This is a genomic window from Mycobacterium sp. (assembly GCF_965229105.1).
Classification (GTDB): domain Bacteria; phylum Actinomycetota; class Actinomycetes; order Mycobacteriales; family Mycobacteriaceae; genus Mycobacterium.
In genome coordinates this window covers 2,196,298-2,213,453 of sequence record NZ_OZ245858.1, presented here as the reverse complement: position 1 = coordinate 2,213,453, position 17,156 = coordinate 2,196,298, and the positions used below count along the sequence as shown (strand labels likewise).

18 protein-coding genes are annotated in these 17,156 nt (G+C 66.5%); 5 read left to right on the top strand and 13 right to left on the bottom strand.

Annotated elements, in window-relative coordinates; genetic code table 11:
- The first annotated feature begins 88 nt into the window (after positions 1 to 88).
- Positions 89 to 1,249, top strand: coding sequence for a glycogen synthase (glgA, locus tag ADBZ9O_RS10690; RefSeq protein ID WP_526530968.1), 1,161 nt, complete (start codon positions 89 to 91; stop codon positions 1,247 to 1,249).
- Between the two features lie 77 nt (positions 1,250 to 1,326).
- Here the strand turns inward: glgA and ADBZ9O_RS10685 are convergent, their stop codons facing one another.
- The 7 genes from ADBZ9O_RS10685 to log form a co-directional block, all read right to left on the bottom strand.
- Entirely contained in the window at positions 1,327 to 1,494 is a 168-nt protein-coding gene (locus ADBZ9O_RS10685) for a DUF3117 domain-containing protein (RefSeq protein ID WP_005059648.1), read from the bottom strand.
- Between the two features lie 175 nt (positions 1,495 to 1,669).
- Positions 1,670 to 2,260, bottom strand: coding sequence for a DNA-3-methyladenine glycosylase I (locus tag ADBZ9O_RS10680; protein ID WP_526530966.1), 591 nt, complete (start codon positions 2,258 to 2,260; stop codon positions 1,670 to 1,672).
- Positions 2,257 to 2,592, bottom strand: a complete 336-nt coding sequence (locus ADBZ9O_RS10675) for a DivIVA domain-containing protein (protein ID WP_526530964.1) — start codon at positions 2,590 to 2,592, stop codon at positions 2,257 to 2,259. Before ADBZ9O_RS10675 ends, ADBZ9O_RS10680 begins: the two co-directional genes overlap by 4 nt.
- Positions 2,593 to 2,638: 46 nt before the next feature.
- Positions 2,639 to 3,589 carry a glucosyl-3-phosphoglycerate synthase gene (locus ADBZ9O_RS10670; protein ID WP_526530962.1) on the bottom strand — a complete coding sequence of 317 codons (951 nt, stop codon included), beginning with the start codon at positions 3,587 to 3,589 and terminating at the stop codon, positions 2,639 to 2,641.
- Positions 3,586 to 4,410, bottom strand: a complete 825-nt coding sequence (gene folP / locus ADBZ9O_RS10665) for a dihydropteroate synthase (protein WP_526533044.1) — start codon at positions 4,408 to 4,410, stop codon at positions 3,586 to 3,588. The genes ADBZ9O_RS10670 and folP overlap by 4 nt, the downstream gene beginning before the upstream one ends.
- A gap of 158 nt (positions 4,411 to 4,568) precedes the next feature.
- Positions 4,569 to 6,368 (bottom strand): long-chain-acyl-CoA synthetase FadD6, encoded by a 1,800-nt coding sequence (gene fadD6, locus ADBZ9O_RS10660; RefSeq protein WP_526530960.1) that lies wholly within the window; start codon positions 6,366 to 6,368, stop codon positions 4,569 to 4,571.
- 9 nt (positions 6,369 to 6,377) lie between these two features.
- Complete coding sequence (gene log, locus ADBZ9O_RS10655; protein WP_526530958.1) at positions 6,378 to 6,971, bottom strand: cytokinin riboside 5'-monophosphate phosphoribohydrolase; 594 nt, start codon at positions 6,969 to 6,971, stop codon at positions 6,378 to 6,380.
- A gap of 75 nt (positions 6,972 to 7,046) precedes the next feature.
- Between log and ADBZ9O_RS10650 the strand changes: the two genes are divergently transcribed.
- Positions 7,047 to 9,203 (top strand): AAA family ATPase, encoded by a 2,157-nt coding sequence (locus ADBZ9O_RS10650; RefSeq protein ID WP_526530956.1) that lies wholly within the window; start codon positions 7,047 to 7,049, stop codon positions 9,201 to 9,203.
- On the opposite strand, the gene ADBZ9O_RS10645 is transcribed toward ADBZ9O_RS10650, so the two are convergent.
- Positions 9,164 to 9,643, bottom strand: a complete 480-nt coding sequence (locus ADBZ9O_RS10645; RefSeq protein ID WP_526530954.1) for an AfsR/SARP family transcriptional regulator — start codon at positions 9,641 to 9,643, stop codon at positions 9,164 to 9,166. The genes ADBZ9O_RS10650 and ADBZ9O_RS10645 overlap by 40 nt on opposite strands.
- A gap of 82 nt (positions 9,644 to 9,725) precedes the next feature.
- Positions 9,726 to 10,790 carry a succinyl-diaminopimelate desuccinylase gene (gene dapE / locus ADBZ9O_RS10640; RefSeq protein ID WP_526530952.1) on the bottom strand — a complete coding sequence of 355 codons (1,065 nt, stop codon included), beginning with the start codon at positions 10,788 to 10,790 and terminating at the stop codon, positions 9,726 to 9,728.
- 82 nt (positions 10,791 to 10,872) lie between these two features.
- Here dapE and dapD point away from each other — a divergent pair, with 82 nt between their 5' ends.
- Complete coding sequence (dapD, locus tag ADBZ9O_RS10635) at positions 10,873 to 11,826, top strand: 2,3,4,5-tetrahydropyridine-2,6-dicarboxylate N-succinyltransferase (RefSeq protein ID WP_526530950.1); 954 nt, start codon at positions 10,873 to 10,875, stop codon at positions 11,824 to 11,826.
- A gap of 3 nt (positions 11,827 to 11,829) precedes the next feature.
- Here the strand turns inward: dapD and ADBZ9O_RS10630 are convergent, their stop codons facing one another.
- Genes ADBZ9O_RS10630 through ADBZ9O_RS10620 form a run of 3 tightly spaced genes read right to left on the bottom strand, consistent with a single transcriptional unit; the run spans position 11,830 to position 14,945 of the window.
- A complete protein-coding gene (locus ADBZ9O_RS10630; protein WP_526530948.1) occupies positions 11,830 to 13,185 on the bottom strand; it encodes a glycoside hydrolase family 27 protein in 1,356 nt (451 codons plus the stop codon).
- Between the two features lie 3 nt (positions 13,186 to 13,188).
- Positions 13,189 to 13,536, bottom strand: coding sequence for a VOC family protein (locus ADBZ9O_RS10625; RefSeq protein WP_526530946.1), 348 nt, complete (start codon positions 13,534 to 13,536; stop codon positions 13,189 to 13,191).
- Entirely contained in the window at positions 13,533 to 14,945 is a 1,413-nt protein-coding gene (locus ADBZ9O_RS10620) for an AMP-binding protein (protein WP_526530944.1), read from the bottom strand. Before ADBZ9O_RS10620 ends, ADBZ9O_RS10625 begins: the two co-directional genes overlap by 4 nt.
- Positions 14,946 to 15,005: 60 nt before the next feature.
- On the opposite strand from ADBZ9O_RS10620, the gene ADBZ9O_RS10615 reads away from it, so the two are divergent.
- Both ADBZ9O_RS10615 and ADBZ9O_RS10610 read left to right on the top strand, forming a co-directional pair.
- The gene (locus ADBZ9O_RS10615; RefSeq protein WP_526530942.1) at positions 15,006 to 15,545 is read left to right on the top strand and encodes an NUDIX domain-containing protein; all 540 of its coding nucleotides are present in this window, start codon (positions 15,006 to 15,008) and stop codon (positions 15,543 to 15,545) included.
- A 142-nt stretch (positions 15,546 to 15,687) separates the two neighbouring features.
- Positions 15,688 to 16,203, top strand: a complete 516-nt coding sequence (locus tag ADBZ9O_RS10610) for an Rv2253 family sensor-like surface protein (RefSeq protein ID WP_526530940.1) — start codon at positions 15,688 to 15,690, stop codon at positions 16,201 to 16,203.
- On the opposite strand, the gene ADBZ9O_RS10605 is transcribed toward ADBZ9O_RS10610, so the two are convergent.
- Complete coding sequence (locus tag ADBZ9O_RS10605; protein WP_526530938.1) at positions 16,200 to 17,156, bottom strand: proline dehydrogenase family protein; 957 nt, start codon at positions 17,154 to 17,156, stop codon at positions 16,200 to 16,202. The two genes, ADBZ9O_RS10610 and ADBZ9O_RS10605, sit on opposite strands and share 4 nt — an antisense overlap.

Below are 17,156 nucleotides of genomic sequence, written 5' to 3'. Positions count from 1 at the left end.
CAAGGTATTTGGCGCGGCGAGTAGCCAAATTCGCGTCACCTTGTGCACAAAGCTGCGGTAGCGCGCCGCGACTACTACCGTCGTGCGCATGCGGGTAGCGATGATGACTCGGGAGTATCCGCCTGAGGTTTACGGCGGAGCCGGCGTGCATGTCACCGAACTGGTAGCCCAATTACGGCGGCTGTGCGAGGTCGATGTGCACTGCATGGGGGCACCTCGACCGGGGGTGATCCTGGCTCAACCGGACCCGGCCCTGGCCGATGCCAACGCGGCGTTATCGACGCTGTCAGCGGACCTGGTGATGGCCAACAGCGCCTCCCAGGCGTCCGTCGTGCACTCGCACACCTGGTACACCGGGATGGCGGGTCACCTGGCGTCGATGCTCTACGGCGTCCCGCATGTGGTCACCGCGCATTCGTTGGAACCGCTGCGCCCGTGGAAGGCCGAACAACTCGGCGGCGGTTACCGGGTGTCGTCGTGGGTGGAACGCACGGCGATGGAAGCCGCCGATGCTGTCGTCGCGGTGAGCTCGGGGATGCGCGCGGACGTGCTGCGCGTCTACCCGGCGCTCGACCCGAACCGGGTGCATGTGGTCAAGAACGGTATCGACACCACAGCCTGGTATCCGGTAGCGCCCGACCCCAGCGACTCAGTGCTCAGCGATCTCGGGGTGGACCCGACGCGCCCAGTGGTGGCATTCGTTGGCCGGATCACCCGGCAGAAGGGTGTCGCGCACCTGGTGGCGGCGGCGCACAAGTTCGATCCGCAGATTCAACTGGTGCTGTGCGCGGGCGCCCCGGATACCCCGGAGATCGCCGCAGAGGTAGCCAACGCGGTAGAGGAGCTGGCCAAGGCACGGACCGGCGTTTTCTGGGTGCGGGAAATGCTCCCCATCGGCAAAATTCGCGAAATTCTTTCTGCCGCAGCCGTTTTCGTCTGCCCATCGGTGTACGAACCGCTCGGGATTGTCAATCTGGAAGCGATGGCCTGTTCGACGGCGGTCGTCGCCTCCGACGTCGGAGGCATCCCCGAGGTGGTCGACGACGGCAAAACGGGATCGCTGGTGCATTACGACGCCGAGGATCCGCGGGGTTTCGAGGCGGACCTGGCCGCCGCCGTCAACGCCTTGGTCGCCGATCCCGAGAAGGCTGCCCAGTACGGAGTGGCCGGCCGTCAACGGTGTATCGACGAGTTCTCCTGGGCGCATATCGCCGAGCAGACGCTCGAGATCTACCGCGCGATCTCCTAGTAGCGGGCGCTACCGGGGCGGTGGCCACCCAACACGAACCCCGCGCCGAGGCGCGGGGCTAGGTGTCACAAGAAGCTCTAGCTGGTCACATTCTTGAGCTCATCGCCCAATGCGGCAGCCTCATCCGGTGTCAGCTCGACGACCAGTCGGCCTCCGCCTTCCAGTGGTACCCGCATCACGATGCCGCGCCCCTCCTTGGTTGCTTCCAGAGGACCGTCGCCAGTCCGGGGCTTCATGGCCGCCATCGAGTGCTCCCTCCAAATCTGAGTTGACCCGCCGCTACGGGATGCGGCGCCTGGGCCGCCCGCCCGTTGAAACCGGCGGCACCGAACTGCCACTTCACTCCCCCATTGTTCCCTATCGCATGCGACGCGTGTGCAAGACCCGGTTCTGGGGGGCTGGTGAGCCTCCGGACGATCGCTATGCGGCCCCCGTTTGTGCGCTCGGGACCCAACAGGATCGGACGTGGTCGTCAACCATTCCGGTGGCCTGCATCAACGCGTAGGCGGTGGTGGGCCCGACGAATTTGAACCCGCGGCGCTTGAGCTCGCGGGCCATCGCGGTGGACTCCGGGGTGACCGCCGGTACGTCCGACATCTGTTTGGGTCGTGGCCGCGACGGCGGCGCAAAGGACCACAGGAACTCCGACAGATCAGTCCCGAGATCGATTGCCGCGCGCGCATTGGCAATGGTGGCGGCGATTTTGGCGCTGTTGCGGACGATGCCGGTGTCGTCCATCAGCCGTTGGACATCGCCATCCCCAAATCGGGCCACCTTCTCGATATCGAAACCGTCGAAGGCTGCGCGAAAGTTCTCCCGTTTGCGCAGGATGATCAGCCACGACAGTCCACTTTGGAAGGCCTCCAGGCTCATCCGTTCGAAGAGCTCAATACGGCCGTGCAGCGGGCGGCCCCACTCCTGGTCGTGGTAGTCGCGGTACAGGCTCAAGTCAGTTCCCGAAGCAGAAACAGCCCAGCCGCAGCGCACCCGCCCGTCGTCCGGGGCGGTCACTGCCCGACCTCACCGGCGGAGACGTCGTCGGCAAGCTCGGCAGGAACGTCACCACGCAGCATCGTCAGCTCGGCACGCAGCGAGTCGAGCTCTTGGCCGAGGCGGTCCAGCACCCAGTCGACTTCGCTGGTTTTGTAACCGCGCAGTACCTGGGTGAATTTGACCGCCTCCACGTCGGCCCCGACCACCCCGGAGGCGGGCAGCACGGTGGCCGTGGTGGCGCGGGGCAGCGGTGGCAGGCGCTCACCGCGGCCGAAGATCAGACTGCCGACGCCGAACAGCACGACGGCGACCAGGATGAGGACGACGAGGTACAGCAGAACCAGTGTCACGTCACCGATACTGCCTGATGCCCCCGACAACCCCTGACAGTGCCAGTCAGCGTGCGCGCAGGGTGTTCATCGGCGGCCGGTCTTCCAGCGAGACCGACGAGGTGCGCGGGGTGAAGCCCTCACCGTCGGCGAAGAACTGGGTCAGGCCCACTCCGGAGTCCCGAATTCCGCATCGGGTCAGCAGCGTGGCCATCACCTGCCTGCTCATCGCACCCAGTTCCGGCAGCGGGCGGTTGCGGTGCGCGCGGACCCCGAGGTTCACCTGCGCGATGGCATCCAGGCCCAACCTGTCGTAAGTGTCGATCAGCAGCCCGATCTCGACGCCGTATCCGGGCGCGAACGGTACCGAGGTCAGCAGCTCGCGGGTGCCCGCATATTCACCGCCCAGCGGTTGCAGCACGCAGCCGAGGTCGGGGCGCAGCGCCGATAGCAACGGTCGCGCGACCAATTCGGTCACCCGTCCCCCGCCATTGGCATCTTCGCTGCCGCTGACCTTCAGCGGGCGCCGATAGAACCCTTTGACCAGGTGAATACCGTCGCGGGTCAGCAGGGGCCCGACCAGGCGCGGCACGAACATCGGATCGGGTTCGATCAGGTCCGAGTCCACGAACACGATGATGTCGCCTCGTGTGGCTGCCAACGAACGCCACAGCACCTCGCCCTTACCGGGGTTCGGCGGCACCTCGGGCAGCGCCTGCTCCCGGCTGACCACCCGGGCCCCGGCGGCGATGGCCCGGATTTCGGTGTCATCGGTGGAGCCCGAGTCCAGCACGATGAGCTCGTCGACCAGGTTGCCGAGCAGAGGCGAGATGGTGTCGACGACGGACGCGACAGTCTCTTCCTCGTTGAGGGCAGGCAGGACGACCGAGATCGTCCGACCCTTCTTGGCGGCCACGAGCTCCGCGACCGTCCAGGTGGGACGGCTCCAGCTGTGGTCAAAAAGCCACGCGTCCGCGGGCAGTGTGCCGTCGGTAGCCAACTCCGGTGTTGCGGTCATGCCAGTCCCCTCACGGTGCGCGTCGGTGCACGCTCGCCTTGGATCGACGCGACCATTTCCAGTACGCGTCGAGTGGGCCCCACTTCATGTACCCGGAACATCCGCGCTCCGTCGGCCGCCGCCAGGGCGGTGGCCGCCAGGGTGCCTTCCAAGCGTTCGGTCAGACCCACACCCAAAGCTTCCCCGACAAAATCTTTGTTGCTCAGCGCCATCAGGACCGGCCATCCGGTCTTAACAAGATCTTTTACGTGCCGCAACAAAGTAAGACTGTGGTAAGTGTTTTTGCCGAAATCATGGGTCGGATCGATCACGATCGCGTCCCGCGGCACTCCGGTTGCTAGCGCCCGTTCCGCGGCCTCGGTGACTTCGCGGATGACGTCGTCGACCACACCGCGCGTGGTGTGGCCGTAATTCACCCGGAACGGCCGGGTCCGCGGAACCGCGCCCCCGGTGTGCGAGCAGACCAGCCCGGCACCGAACTCGGCGGCCACCTCGGGCAGACCGGGATCCGCGCCTGCCCAGGTGTCATTGATCAGGTCCGCGCCGGCTGCGCAGGCAAGTTTGGCCACCGCGGCCCGCCAGGTGTCGACACTGATGAGTTGATCGGGATAGGCATCGCGGAGCCATTCGATGAACGGCACCACCCTGGCGATCTCTTCGTCGGCGTCCACCACCTGGCCGGGGCCTGCCTTGACGCCGCCGATATCGATGACATCGGCGCCCTCTTCGATGACGCGGTGCGCAGCGGCTTTGGCGGCCTCGTCGGAGAAGGTGGCACCGCGGTCGTAGAACGAATCCGGGGTGCGGTTGACGATCGCCATGATCAGCGCCCGGTCACCGGCCACCGGTCGGCCCAAAAAGGTCCCCTGCACACGTCCAGGCTAGTTGTGCCCGGGTGGTACTCCGCGAGATTGCCGCCAGGGTCGTGATCTGACCCGTCGAACAGCCCTCATGGCAATCTCGCGCGGCGTCGGGCGCCTCAGCCCTTCGGACGCTGGCCGGCCGCCACCTCGTCGGGGTACTCCGGAAAAAACGGCACATAACCATCAGCCCGCCCGGCCAGCACATACAGCGGATCATCAACCGTCGCGTCGGCGGACCCGTAGGCCTGCTCACGCAGATCGACTTTGCGGCTCTTGAACGTCGACGTGTGTTCCAGCGTCTCCACCACCCGCACGAACAACGGCATCGCATACGACGGCAGCTTCGCGTACACAGCAGAGGCCAGCGCGGCGCCATCGAATTCGGCACCGTCGCGCAGCTTGATGGCCGCCATCCCCGCGCGGCCACCGGTATCGGGCACCTCTACCCCGTACACGGTGCATTCCTCGATATCGTGCAGATCGACCAGCGCGCCCTCCACCTGCGTGGTGGCGACGTTCTCACCCTTCCACCGGAAGGTGTCGCCCAACCGGTCGGCGAATGCGGCATGCCCCATCCCCTGCGGGTTCATCACATCACCGGTGTTGAACCACACGTCCCCTTCACGAAAAGCGTTGCGCACCAACTTCTTTTCGGTGGCCGCCGGATCGGTATAACCGTCGAACGGGGATAGCTTGTTCACCGGGCTGATCAGCAGACCGGGCTGTCCGGCAGGCACCTTGGTGACCCGGCCGGCACCGTCGCGCTTGGGGGCTCCGGTGTCGGCGTCGTACTCGACATAGGCCAGCGGCATCGGACTGATGCCGGTGCTCTTGGAGACGTTGAAGATGTTGATGAACGCCGTATTACCCTCGCTGGCGGCGTAGAACTCGCAGACCCGCTTGATCCCGAACCGGGTGGTGAATTCGTCCCAGATTTCGGGGCGCAACCCGTTACCGGCGATCACCCTGACCTGGTGTGCGCGGTCGGTGGGTTTCTGCGGTTGGTTCAGCAGATACCGGCACAATTCGCCGATATAGATGAAGGCCGTCGCGTTGCTGGCGATCACCTCGTCCCAGAACCGGGACGCCGAGAACGACCGACCCAGCGCCAGCGTCGCACCGGCGTTGATCACCGACGACACCGCGACCGTCAGCGCATTGTTGTGATAGAGCGGCAGGCAGCAGTACAGGGTGTCATTGCTGTTGAGCCGCAGGCCGAGGCCACCAAAGGCGGCCAGTGCGCGCAGCCACCGGAAATGCGTCATCACACTGGCTTTCGGGTTCCCGGTGGTTCCCGAGGTGAAGATGTAGAACGCGGTGTCCTTGGCCAGCACCGCCGACGCCGACGCCGGGTTCCCCGCCGGGGCCGTCATGGCCAGGCGTTCGATCTCCTCGATGGTGGTGGGCTCCGGGGCGCCGTTGGCCACTGCGCCGCATTCGACGATCGGCTCGACCAGGTCGGACTCGGCGACCACCACGGTCGCGTTCAACAATCCAATGCTGTGGGCGAGCACATCGCCGCGCTGGTGGTAGTTCAGCATGCCTGCGACGGCGCCACATTTGACCACCGCCAGCATCACCAGCACCGCATTAGGCGAATTGCGCAGCATGACGCCGACGACGTCGCCGTGTCCGACTCCGCGGGCCGCGAGCACCGCCGCATACCGGTTGGCGGTCGCGTTGGCCTGCGCATAAGTCAGCGCTTCATCGCCGAACCGGATGAACGTGCGGTCGCCGAACCGGGCGGCTCGGTCCTGGAACACCTTGCCGATCGAGGTTTTGGACGTGGGCCGGGCCAGCAAACCGGTGGTCACACCGCGCAAGATCACCGGTGCGTCCTTGAGCAAACCGGGAACCTGGCTGGCGAGGTCGCTCAGCCCCACCGAAGTACGTGAACCCGCATCGTGATCCGACATGCAGAAAGCCTAACTGCGAGCCGATACCCCCGGTACCGGGGAGCCGGGTCCGCACAGATCGAGGGCCGCGTCGACGTCCCGGACCACCGGCATCCGATCCATCGCGCCCGTCGAGACGTAACCGGCGTCGACGAGTCCGGCCAGCCAGGTCAGCAACCCGTCGTAATGCCCGAGCGGGTCGAGCATGACCACCGGTTTGGGGTGCATACCGAGGTAGCCGGCGGTCCACGTCTCGAAAAGCTCCTCCAGGGTGCCGATCCCGCCGGGCAGCGCGATGAACGCGTCGGCCCGGTCCTCCATCACCTGTTTACGTTCGCGCATCGTGTCGGTGACGATCAGTTCGCCCGCGTCGACATCAGCAAGCTCACGATGCACCAGCGCCTTCGGAATCACCCCGACCGTGTTGCCGCCGTGGGCCCGCGCGCCTGCGGCCACCGCACCCATCGCCGAGACGTTGCCGCCGCCGGAGACCAGGGTCCAGCCACGGTCGGCAATCGCCGCTCCCAGAGCTTTGGCGAGTTTGAGCAGGTCGGGATCGGTGGGCCCGGATGCGCAGTAGACGCACACCGCCCACTGGTCATCCGGTCCGGTATCGCTGCGCACACCGACAAGGTAGACCAGACTCCGGCTGCACTCATTCGGGCCTGACGGCCCTTGCCCTCGCCATACAATCCGGCGGTGCCGATGCGCTGGAGCGTCCCCGTGCATGAGGCTGCGCTCGCAGAGTTGACGGCGGCTCTTGCCGACCCGGTCCGGGCCGGCGCCGTAGTCATCGGACCCGACGGAGTCGGAAAATCCACCTTGGCCCATACCGCAGCCGAAGACTTCGCCCGCGCACATCCGGGTGCGGTGATCCGTTGGGTGACGGGCACACCGGCCGAGCGCACGGTCCCGTTCGGGGCGTTCAGTGACCTGGTGCAGGTCGCCGAGATGGGCAAGCCCGCCGCCTTGCTGCGGGCGGCGCGGGAGTCACTGCCGCTGGGCCGCTCATCGACCCGGGACCTGCTGATCGTCGACGACGCGACGCAGCTGGATCAGCTGTCCGCGACGTTGGTGTACCAGCTGGCCCGGGCCGGCCAGACCCGGATGCTGATCACCCTCGGCTCGGGCGCTGTGCCCGACGCGCTGGCCGCGCTGTGGACCGATGATCTGCTGGTACGGATCGAGCTCGGACCCACCCAAGCAGCGACGCAGGCGCGGGACGTCGATGCCTATCTGGCCGAGCTGCCGACCGGTGCCCGCGCTGCGCTGGACTATCTGGCTGTGCAGGAACCGCTGACGCTGGCGGATCTACAGTCGGTGACGTCGGCCGAGGCGATCGACCAGGCGGTCGCGGCCGGTGCGGTGGAAGTCCACCTGCGCGGCAATGACGGTGATGTCCCTGTCGTGTTCACCGCTCATCCGTCGTTCGCCGAGCGGGCGCTGGCGGGGCTCGGGGCCGACGGCACCCGCCGGTTACGTACCGACCTGGTGCCGCTGCTGACTGCGCGGTGCCGCGACCATCCCAGCGACCGGTTGCGGCTGGCCGCACTCGCGCTGGACAGCGATGCACCCCAAACCGTCGACGACGTCACCCTTGCCGCGGCCGAGGCACTGCGGCTGGGCGATGTGGTGCTGACCGAGCGGTTGGCACGGGCGGCGGTGGACCGCTCCGGTCCGCTGGCGGCCCGGCTGCTCCTGGCGCATGCGGTGGCCTGGCAGGGTCGCGGACGCGATGCCGATGCGGTGCTGGCGGCAGTCGATCCCGCCCCGCTGTCGGAAGCGGAGCTGATGGCGTGGGCGCTGCCCCGCGCGGCCAACCAGTTCTGGATGCTCAGCGAGCCCGAACGCGCGACGGCGTTCCTCCGCTCCACCCGCAACCGCCTGACCGAGCCGAGCGCCACGGCCACCGTCGATGCACTGAGTGCCACCTTCGCGATGAACGCGGGTAATCCTGCACGGGCACTGGAGATCGCCACCGCCGTGCTGGCCTGCGCGGCGGCCGACGAGATGGCGATCGCGTGGGCGGCCAGCGCCGCCGCCTTGTCTTCGGCCCGGATGGGCCACTTCGGTGACGTCGACGCGTTCGCCGATCGGGCGCGCGCCGCCGAACATCCCGGGTTGTTGCGGTTCACCGTCGGCCTCGGCCAGACCACCACGCTGCTGATGGCAGGCGATCTCGACGGTGCCGAGGCAATGGCCAAGCAGTACACCGATTTTGCCGAATTGCAGCAGCCTGGCCGGGCAATCGGCGAAGTATTGTTGGCTCAGGTGCTCATCACCAGGGGCGGCCACGACGAGTTGGCCGCCGCGGCCGCGCTACTGGGTCCGGCATCGGCGACGCTGGATCGCACCGGGTACTCGTGGGGGCCACTGTCGCTGATGTTGCTGGCGACCGCACTGTCGCATCTGGGTGAGCTTGCCGAGGCAGCAAAGGTGTTGTCGCGGGCCGAATCTCGACACGGCACCAAATCGGCGCTGTTCGCCCCGGAATTGGGTTTGGCGCGGGCCTGGCGGCTCGCGGCGGCCCGTGACAACCATGGGGCCGTCAGCGCCGCCCGCCACGCTGCGGGAATGGCCGAGCGGTCAGGCCAGAATGCGGCCGCTATCCGCGCGTGGCACGACGCGGCACGCCTGGGCGATGTCCGGGCGGCTGACCCGCTGGCTCGTCTTAACGCCGAAACCGATTGTGTCCTAGGACGTCTGGCGGCCGAACATGCGCGGGCACTGACCGCGGCTGACGGTGACGCACTGCGCGCGGTCTCGGCCGAACTGTCGGCGATCGGCCTGCTGTCGGCGGCGGCGGATGCGGCGGCTCAGGCCAGCATGCCAAGAGCCGACACCCGCATGCCGTGATATCTGCTGCGTTCTCCAGCATGCCAATGATCGGTCCATCCGTCGAGCAGCGCGCCCCGGTGCAGGATCGGTAGCAGCTCGTCGATCACCGCGGCATCGGGCGCGGAGTCTGCGTCGAGCATGATATTGCACAACTCGACTGCGCGACGCCAGTCGACGTGGACATCAGGTGCCAGCGAAACCGTCTGAGCATCAACGGAAAACAACCCGTCAGCGCCGAGTGGGCGCAACCGCCACAGCGTCGTCCGCAATCTGGCGGATGCGCTGCTCGCCGGAATGTCGGGCCACAGCTGGGAGCACGCCCAGGCCCGGTGGATCGGCCGGCCCGCCAGGGCCGTGAGCGCAATCACGCGCTGACACGACGGCGGCAGCGCGACGGGGTGTTTCCCGCGGTGGACGCGGAAGGTCCCGATCATGTGGACAGAGAAGCGTCCCGGCATGCACTGCTCCTGAAGTGGTGAGTGAGTTACCGGGTAAGCCTTGGTTCTTTTCCGGGGTCCTGCATGCGTAGCGGACTACCCGTTACGCGCTGAGATACCCGCGAAGCATATCGACGGCGTCGGTGATCTGGGAAACCCGCACACATTCGTCACGACGGTGCGCCAGGTTCGGATCACCGGGCCCATAGTTCACCGCGGGGATGCCCAGCGCGGCGAACCTGGACACATCGGTCCAGCCGTACTTGGCCCTGGCCCGCCCACCGGCGGCAGCCACCAGTTGCGCCGCCGCAGGCTGCGTCAGCCCCGGCAAGGCACCCGCAGCCGAATCGGTCAGCTCGATGCCGACCGGCAGCCCGTCAAAGACCCCGAGCACATGGGAGAACGCATCAGCGGGCGTCCGGTCCGGGGCGAACCGGAAGTTCACCGTCAGGCTCGCCGCATCGGGTATCACGTTGCCCGCGACACCGCCGTCGATCCGCACCGCCGAGAGCCCTTCGCGGTAGACGCAACCGTCGATATCGACACTGCGCGCCTGATAGGCCGATAACCGTGCCAGCACGTCGGAGAGTCGGTGGATGGCGTTCTCGCCCAGCCAGGACCGGGCCGAATGCGCCCGGGTGCCGGTGGTACTGATGACGACGCGCAGCGTGCCCTGGCAGCCGGCCTCGATCAGACCGTCCGTGGGTTCGCCCAGCACCGCGACATCGGCCTGTAGCCAGTCCGGCAGCTCCCGCTCAATGCGGCCCAATCCATTTGCGGCGGAATCGATTTCCTCACAGTCGTAGAAGACCAGGGTCAGATCGTGGGCCGGGTTGGCGATGGTCGCTGCCAGGTGCAGGAAGACGGCGTCCCCAGATTTCATATCCACGGTCCCACAGCCGTGCAAAATGTCACCGTCGCGGCGCGACGGCAGGTTATCGGCCACCGGCACGGTATCGAGGTGGCCGGCGAGCATGACGCGCGACGGTAGGCCGCGGTTGGTGCGCGCCAGCACCGCGTTACCGCTGCGGAGGATCTCGAAAGCGCTGGTCTGGTCGCGCAGCGCAGCCTCCACCTGGTCGGCGATGCGGGCCTCGTCGCGCGAGACACTGGGAATATCCACCAGTGCCGCAGCCAGGGCGATCGGATCTCCGGTTAGGTCGAGCACGAGGGATAAGGCTACCGCCCGACGACGATGCAGAGCGAGGAACGAGCGATGAAGAGGAGTTGGGCAAAGGCGATGAAGTAGCGTGAGCACCGTGACTGGAGCTTCGGGTATTGGATTGGCGACACTGGCTGCGGACGGAACGGTGCTCGACACCTGGTTCCCCGCACCAGAACTGGCGACCTATGGCGAGCCAGGCACCTCAAAGGTATCGGTGGCCCAGGTCACCGATGACCTGGCAGCGCTGACCGGTCGCGACGAGGCGCGCGGCACCGAGACGGTGGTGGTGCAGACCACCATCGCCGATATCGCGGACAAGGCTGTCGACGCCTACGACGTGTATCTGCGCCTGCATCTGCTGTCACACCGACTGGTGGCACCGCACGGCCTGAACACCGACGGCTTCTTCGGACTGCTGAGCAATGTGGTGTGGACCAACTTCGGCCCGTGCCAGGTCGAGGGCTTCGAGCTGGTCCGGGCGCGGTTGCGTGCGCGCGGCACGGTCACCGTCTACAGCATCGACAAGTTCCCGCGAATGGTCGATTACGTCGTGCCCGCCGGAGTGCGGGTCGCCGACGCCGACCGGGTGCGCCTCGGTGCGCACCTGGCCGCGGGTACGACGGTGATGCACGAAGGCTTCGTGAATTTCAATGCCGGCACGTTGGGCTCGTCGATGGTGGAGGGCCGGATCTCGGCGGGTGTTGTCGTCGACGACGGTTCCGATGTCGGCGGCGGCGCCTCGATCATGGGCACCCTGTCCGGCGGTGGCAGTCAGGTCATTTCGGTCGGTAAGCGCTGCCTGCTCGGCGCCAACTCGGGGCTGGGTATCTCACTGGGTGACGACTGTGTCATCGAGGCCGGGCTGTATGTCACCGCGGGGACAAAGGTCAGCGTTTCTGATGGCACCTCGGTGAAGGCGCGCGAGCTGTCCGGGGTGAACAATCTGCTGTTCCGCCGCAATTCGCTGACCGGAGCGGTGGAAGTGGTCAGGCGCGATGGGCATGGCATCACGCTCAACGAGGCCCTGCACGCCAACTGAACTTCAGCGGCAGCCCGGCGTGACCCGCAGCATTGCCACCCCGTGGATGGGAACGGCGTCCTGCCCGAAGCTGCCGCTGGTCGTGGTCTCGGTATGCGACCAGAGATCGCGAACGGTGTAGCACGGCACCGTAGGCAGCCCAACGGCTTTCGCTGTCGTCCGGATCGCGACGGGCGGCTCGACGGAGTTGTACAGTGCGACCGCCACCGATCCGTCGGCCAGCGGTTTGACGATGACCCGGCGATCACTGCGCAGTGGTATGCCTTGTAGTACCAGGGGATCTTGATCCACGGCGATCACATCGCGGTTGGTCAGAATGGCCCGCGTCTGTGCGGTCATAGTCGCCAGATCGTTCCCGGCGAGCAGCGGTGCAGCCAGCATCGCCCATAGCGAAAAGTGGGCGCGCTGTTCGGCTTCGGTCAGATCCGGGCGTTGATCAGCGACCGTGGCGATGATCTGCGCGGGAACCGGCTGCTGCGAAACGTCACTGACACTGACGGTGCCCGGCAGTGCCAGACTGACCAGCATCGTCGGATGACCGGCCGCGAACCTGCCCCAGGGAATTCCGACAACCAGCATGTCGGGGTCGTTCCAATAACCCGGCCTGCTGCGCTCGGCGACGGGAAGGGCCGCCGCGAATTCCAGACTGACACCGGCCAGCCCCTGCGCCCACAGCGTGTCATCACCCCAGGCCGGGATCAGGTCGATCGAGTTGCGGGTCAGATCGGCGATACCCGACCAGTCGTAGCGCGAACCGGCGCTCGGTACCGCCGAACTGTTCGGGTTGATGCTGTACACGATCCGTCTGCCGCTGTCGCGCAACGCATCCCGCATGGCGGTGAAATACTTGACCTGCTCGTCATGGTCGGCGTCGAACCGGCACCAGTCGTATTTGAGGTAGTCGACCCCCCACTGGGCGAACATGTGCGCATCAGCGGTCTCGTGGTCGGCACTGCCGATCCGCGGGTCCTGTCCGCAGATCTCGTTGAACGGGCTGGCATAGAGCCCGAGTGACAATCCACGATCATGCGCATAACGCGACAGTGCGGCGATACCGTCGGGAAAGGTTCTCGGGTCGGCACGCAGGTTGCCGTCGGCGTCCCTGGTCGACGCGGCCCAGCCTGCGTCGAGGTTGACGAAGCGGTAGCCCGCGTCGCGCATACCCGACGAAACCATCGCATCGATGGTCGCTTCTGTGTTCCGTTCGGTCAGTGGCACCCCGGAATTCCACGAGTTCCACCCCATCGGCGGGGTCAGCGCGGGCGGGGACTGAGCAACCGGCGGCTGGGTTACCGGTGAAGAGGAGCAGCCTGCCGCCACCAGGATGGCAATGGCCGCCGTGGCAGCGAGTCGACGCACGCGCTATTCGCCGGACAGAATGCAGAACTCGTTGCCCTCCGGGTCGGCCAGCACCACCCAGTCCTGCTCACCCTGGCCGATATCGACCTGCCGGGCGCCCAGGCCGATCACCCGCTGCACTTCGGCGGCGTGATCGTCAGGGGTGAAGTCGACGTGAATGCGGTTCTTGACGACCTTGCCCTCCGGCACCGCGAGAAACAGCCAGATCGGGCCCTGCCCCTCGGGTGGGGTCAACATGACGTCACCGTCGCTGGTTTCCTCCATCGGCCAGTCAAGGACTGTGGACCACCAGCGGCCAAGGGCGTGGATATCGGTGGCGTCGATGCACAATTCATGCAAGCGCAACGTCATGTCATCAGCTCCTTCTTGAGCACCTTGCCCATCGCATTTCGCGGTAATGCATCGACAATCCGGACTTCCCGCGGCCGCTTGTGTGCCGATAACTGTTGTCCGACATGGTCGATCAGTTCACTCGGCACGGCCTGCCCGCCAGGGGCCGCGACGACGAATGCCACAATCCGCTGCCCGAGGTCATCATCGGGCAGGCCGACGACCGCCACCTCGGCCACCGCGGGGTGCCCCAGCAGCGCGGTCTCGATCTCCCCCGCACCGATGCGGTACCCGGCAGACTTGATCAGGTCCACCGATTCCCTGCCGACGATGCGATGCATACCCGACTCGTCGATGACAGCGACGTCGCCGGTGCGGTACCAGCCATCTGGTGCCAGCACCTCGGCGGTGGCATCGGCCCGGTTGAGATAACCGTCGAACATCGACGGCGTTCGAACATGAAGGTGCCCAATGCTTTCGCCGTCATGCGGGACCGGAGCGCCGGCGTCGTCGAGAAGACGGGTCTCGACGCCGTGCAGTGGCAACCCCACCCAACCGGGCCGGCGTTCACCATGGACAAACGTGCTCAACGTGATCAGCGATTCGGTACTGCCATACCGTTCGACGGGTGCGTGTCCGGTGAGTTCGGCCAGTCGCTCGAACACCGGGACCGGCAGAGGCGCACTCCCCGATACCAGTAGCCGCGCCGAGGACAGCGCCAGCCCGGCCTCTCGGTCGGCAGCCACCCGCGACCACACTGTGGGTACACCGAAATAGAGCGAACCGCGCGCTTGGGCGTAGGCCTGCGGAGTCGCTTTTCCGGTGTGTACGAAGGGGTTTCCGATCCGCAGCGATCCGAGCAGCCCCAGCACGAGACCGTGCACATGAAACAGCGGCAGGCCGTGCACCAACGTGTCGTCGGGCGACCACTCCCAGGCTGCGGCCAATGCATCGATAACGGCGGCCAGCGCGCGACGGCTGGTCTGCACACCCTTGGGCGGACCCGTCGTTCCGGAGGTGTACATCACGTAGGCGGGAGCGTCGGGATGCGGTTCGGCGTAGCGATGCCAGGAGCGGGCATGCATTCGGACCGGGACGTGCGGCAGCCCGGCCGGATCATCGGGCACCTCACCCAGCCAGCCCTGCGCGCCGGAGTCGGTCAGGATGTGCGCGCGTTCGGCCGCGCCCACATCGGCGGGGATGGGGACGAACGGCACCCCGGCGATGAGGCAACCCGTGACGGCCAGCACCGTCGTCGGCGTCGGGGTGGCCAGCACCGCCACCCGCGACGCGCCACCAACCCGCTCGGCCACCGACGTCGCCGCACCGACCAGGTCGCTGCGGCTCAAGGTGGTTCCCCCGATGGTCACGGCATCGGGGATATCGATACCGGCGGCAACAGCGGCGGGGTTCAGGGAGCTCAGCAACACGCCTGTGACGCTACCGGGCGCACCGTACGGCGATAGCTCTCACCACGGATACTGGTCGTCGTGGATCGCATCGAGCGCATATCGGGCCGGGTCGCCTACCGCAACGAGTGGATAACTGTGCGCGAGGACGTCATCCGCCGACCGGATGGCAGCGAGGGGATCTACGCTTTCGTCGATCGACCCACCTATGCCCTGGTCATACCCCAGGACGGTGATCGGTTTCATCTGGTGGAGCAGTACCGGTACCCGCTGGGGAAGCGATCATGGGAGTTTCCGCAGGGCACCGCACCCGGTCAGGTGGAGATCGATGGACTTCAGTTGGCGGCCCACGAGTTGCGGGAGGAGACGGGCTTCCGCGCGGCGACGATGACGGCGCTGGGGACGATCGATATCGCGCCGGGCCTGAGCAGCCAGCGCGGCCAGGTCTTCGTCGCAACCGACCTGACCGAGGGCGAGCCCGATCGTGAGCACGAGGAACAAGACATGCGCAGTGCCTGGTTCACCCGCGGCGAACTGGAGCAGATGATGCTCGACGGCGAACTCACCGATGCGCAGACGCTGGCCGGGTGGGCGCTGTTTCTGCTGCACGAGCGCCGCTGACGCCGCAATCCGGCCAAGATCCGGGCAAGGTCTGGCATCGAGACTGTAACGACTCGCGTGGGGCGCCCAATGGATCGCTATTTTCGTCAGAGCGTCCCGTTAACGTGGTGTTTCCAAGTTCAGAGCACCGCAGAGGAACGCCATGTCTGTCCGTCGCCTGCGCGCCGCGTTATGTGGTGCGCTGCTGGCCGTTGGACTGATTTCCGTGATCGACACCGCGGCACTCGACACGGCCTCCGCTGCGGGCCAGGCCTGGAACGGGCGCTACAACGTGGTGACCTTCGCCTCGCAGAAAGCCGGGACCAGCGCGGCGGCGCGCCAGGCCGAGGCTGATTTCGGCGCCGCGTTCACCTTCTCCACCGCCTGCTCCGCGTCGGCGTGCATCGCCACTGTTGTCGATGGCCCTGCACCGACGAATCCGACCATCCCGCAGCCCACCCGCTATATCTGGGATGGCGCCAAGTGGGCGGTCACCTACGACTGGCAGTGGGAGTGCTTCCGCGGCGACGGGGTGCCAAAGGTGTTCAGCCCCGCCACCTCCTGGGTGTATTACGCCCCGCAGTCCGACGGATCGTTACGCGGAAGCTGGTACACCGATATCGCTGACGGCCCCTGCCGCGGGAACGTCATCATGCCGGTGGCCGCCGCACCCGCCTAACGTTGCGCCAAGGCTCGCAGGAAGAAGGTCAGGTTGGCTGGGCGCTCAGCCAATCGCCGGACGAAGTAGCCGTACCACTGGGTGCCGAACGGTACGTACACCCGCAGGTGATTCCCGTCGCCGACCAGTCGTAGCTGCTCATCGGTGCGGATTCCGTAGAGCATCTGGTATTCGAAATCGCTTGTTCCGCGGTTAGTTTCGCGGACCAGAGCAGGTACGGCGGCGATGACGGCCGGGTCGTGCGACGCCACCATCGGATAGCCTGAGCCCCTCATCAGCACCTGCAGGCACCGCAGGTAGGAGTCGGTCACCGCATCACGGTCACGGTAGGCCACCGAGGCCGGTTCGTCATAGGCGCCCTTGCACAACCGAATTCGCGCACCTGAGGCGGCGAACTCCTCGCAGTCGCCGTGGGTGCGTTTGAGGTAGGCCTGCAGTACCGTGCCGAGCCACTCGAAGTCCGATCGCAGGTCACGCACGATCGACAGTGTCGAGTCGGTGGTGGTGTGGTCTTCGGCATCGACGGTCACCCAGGCTCCGACCTCACGCGCCTTGGTGCAGATGGTGTGGGCGTTTTCCAGCGCGATCTTCTCACCATCGCGGGGCAGGGCTTGGCCCAACGCCGACAATTTCAGTGAGACTTCAAGCGGCGCAGGACCGTCGCGCTGGTCGTGTCGATCCCCCAGTGCATCGAGTAAGCCCAGGTAGGCCTGCACGGTGGCCGCGGCTGCGTCGACGTCGCCGACGTCCTCACCCAGATAGTCGATGCTGACAAATCGGTTCGATTCGCGCAGCGTGGCAACGGAATCCATCGCATCGCCGACTGTTTCGCCGGGAACGAACCGGTGCACCACCTTGCGGGTCACGGGTAACCGTTCCGCGGTGTGCCGCAGCGCGTGTGATCGGCTGGCCGCCATGATGGCCGGCCGGGCAACGTGAGCGAAGATCGACAT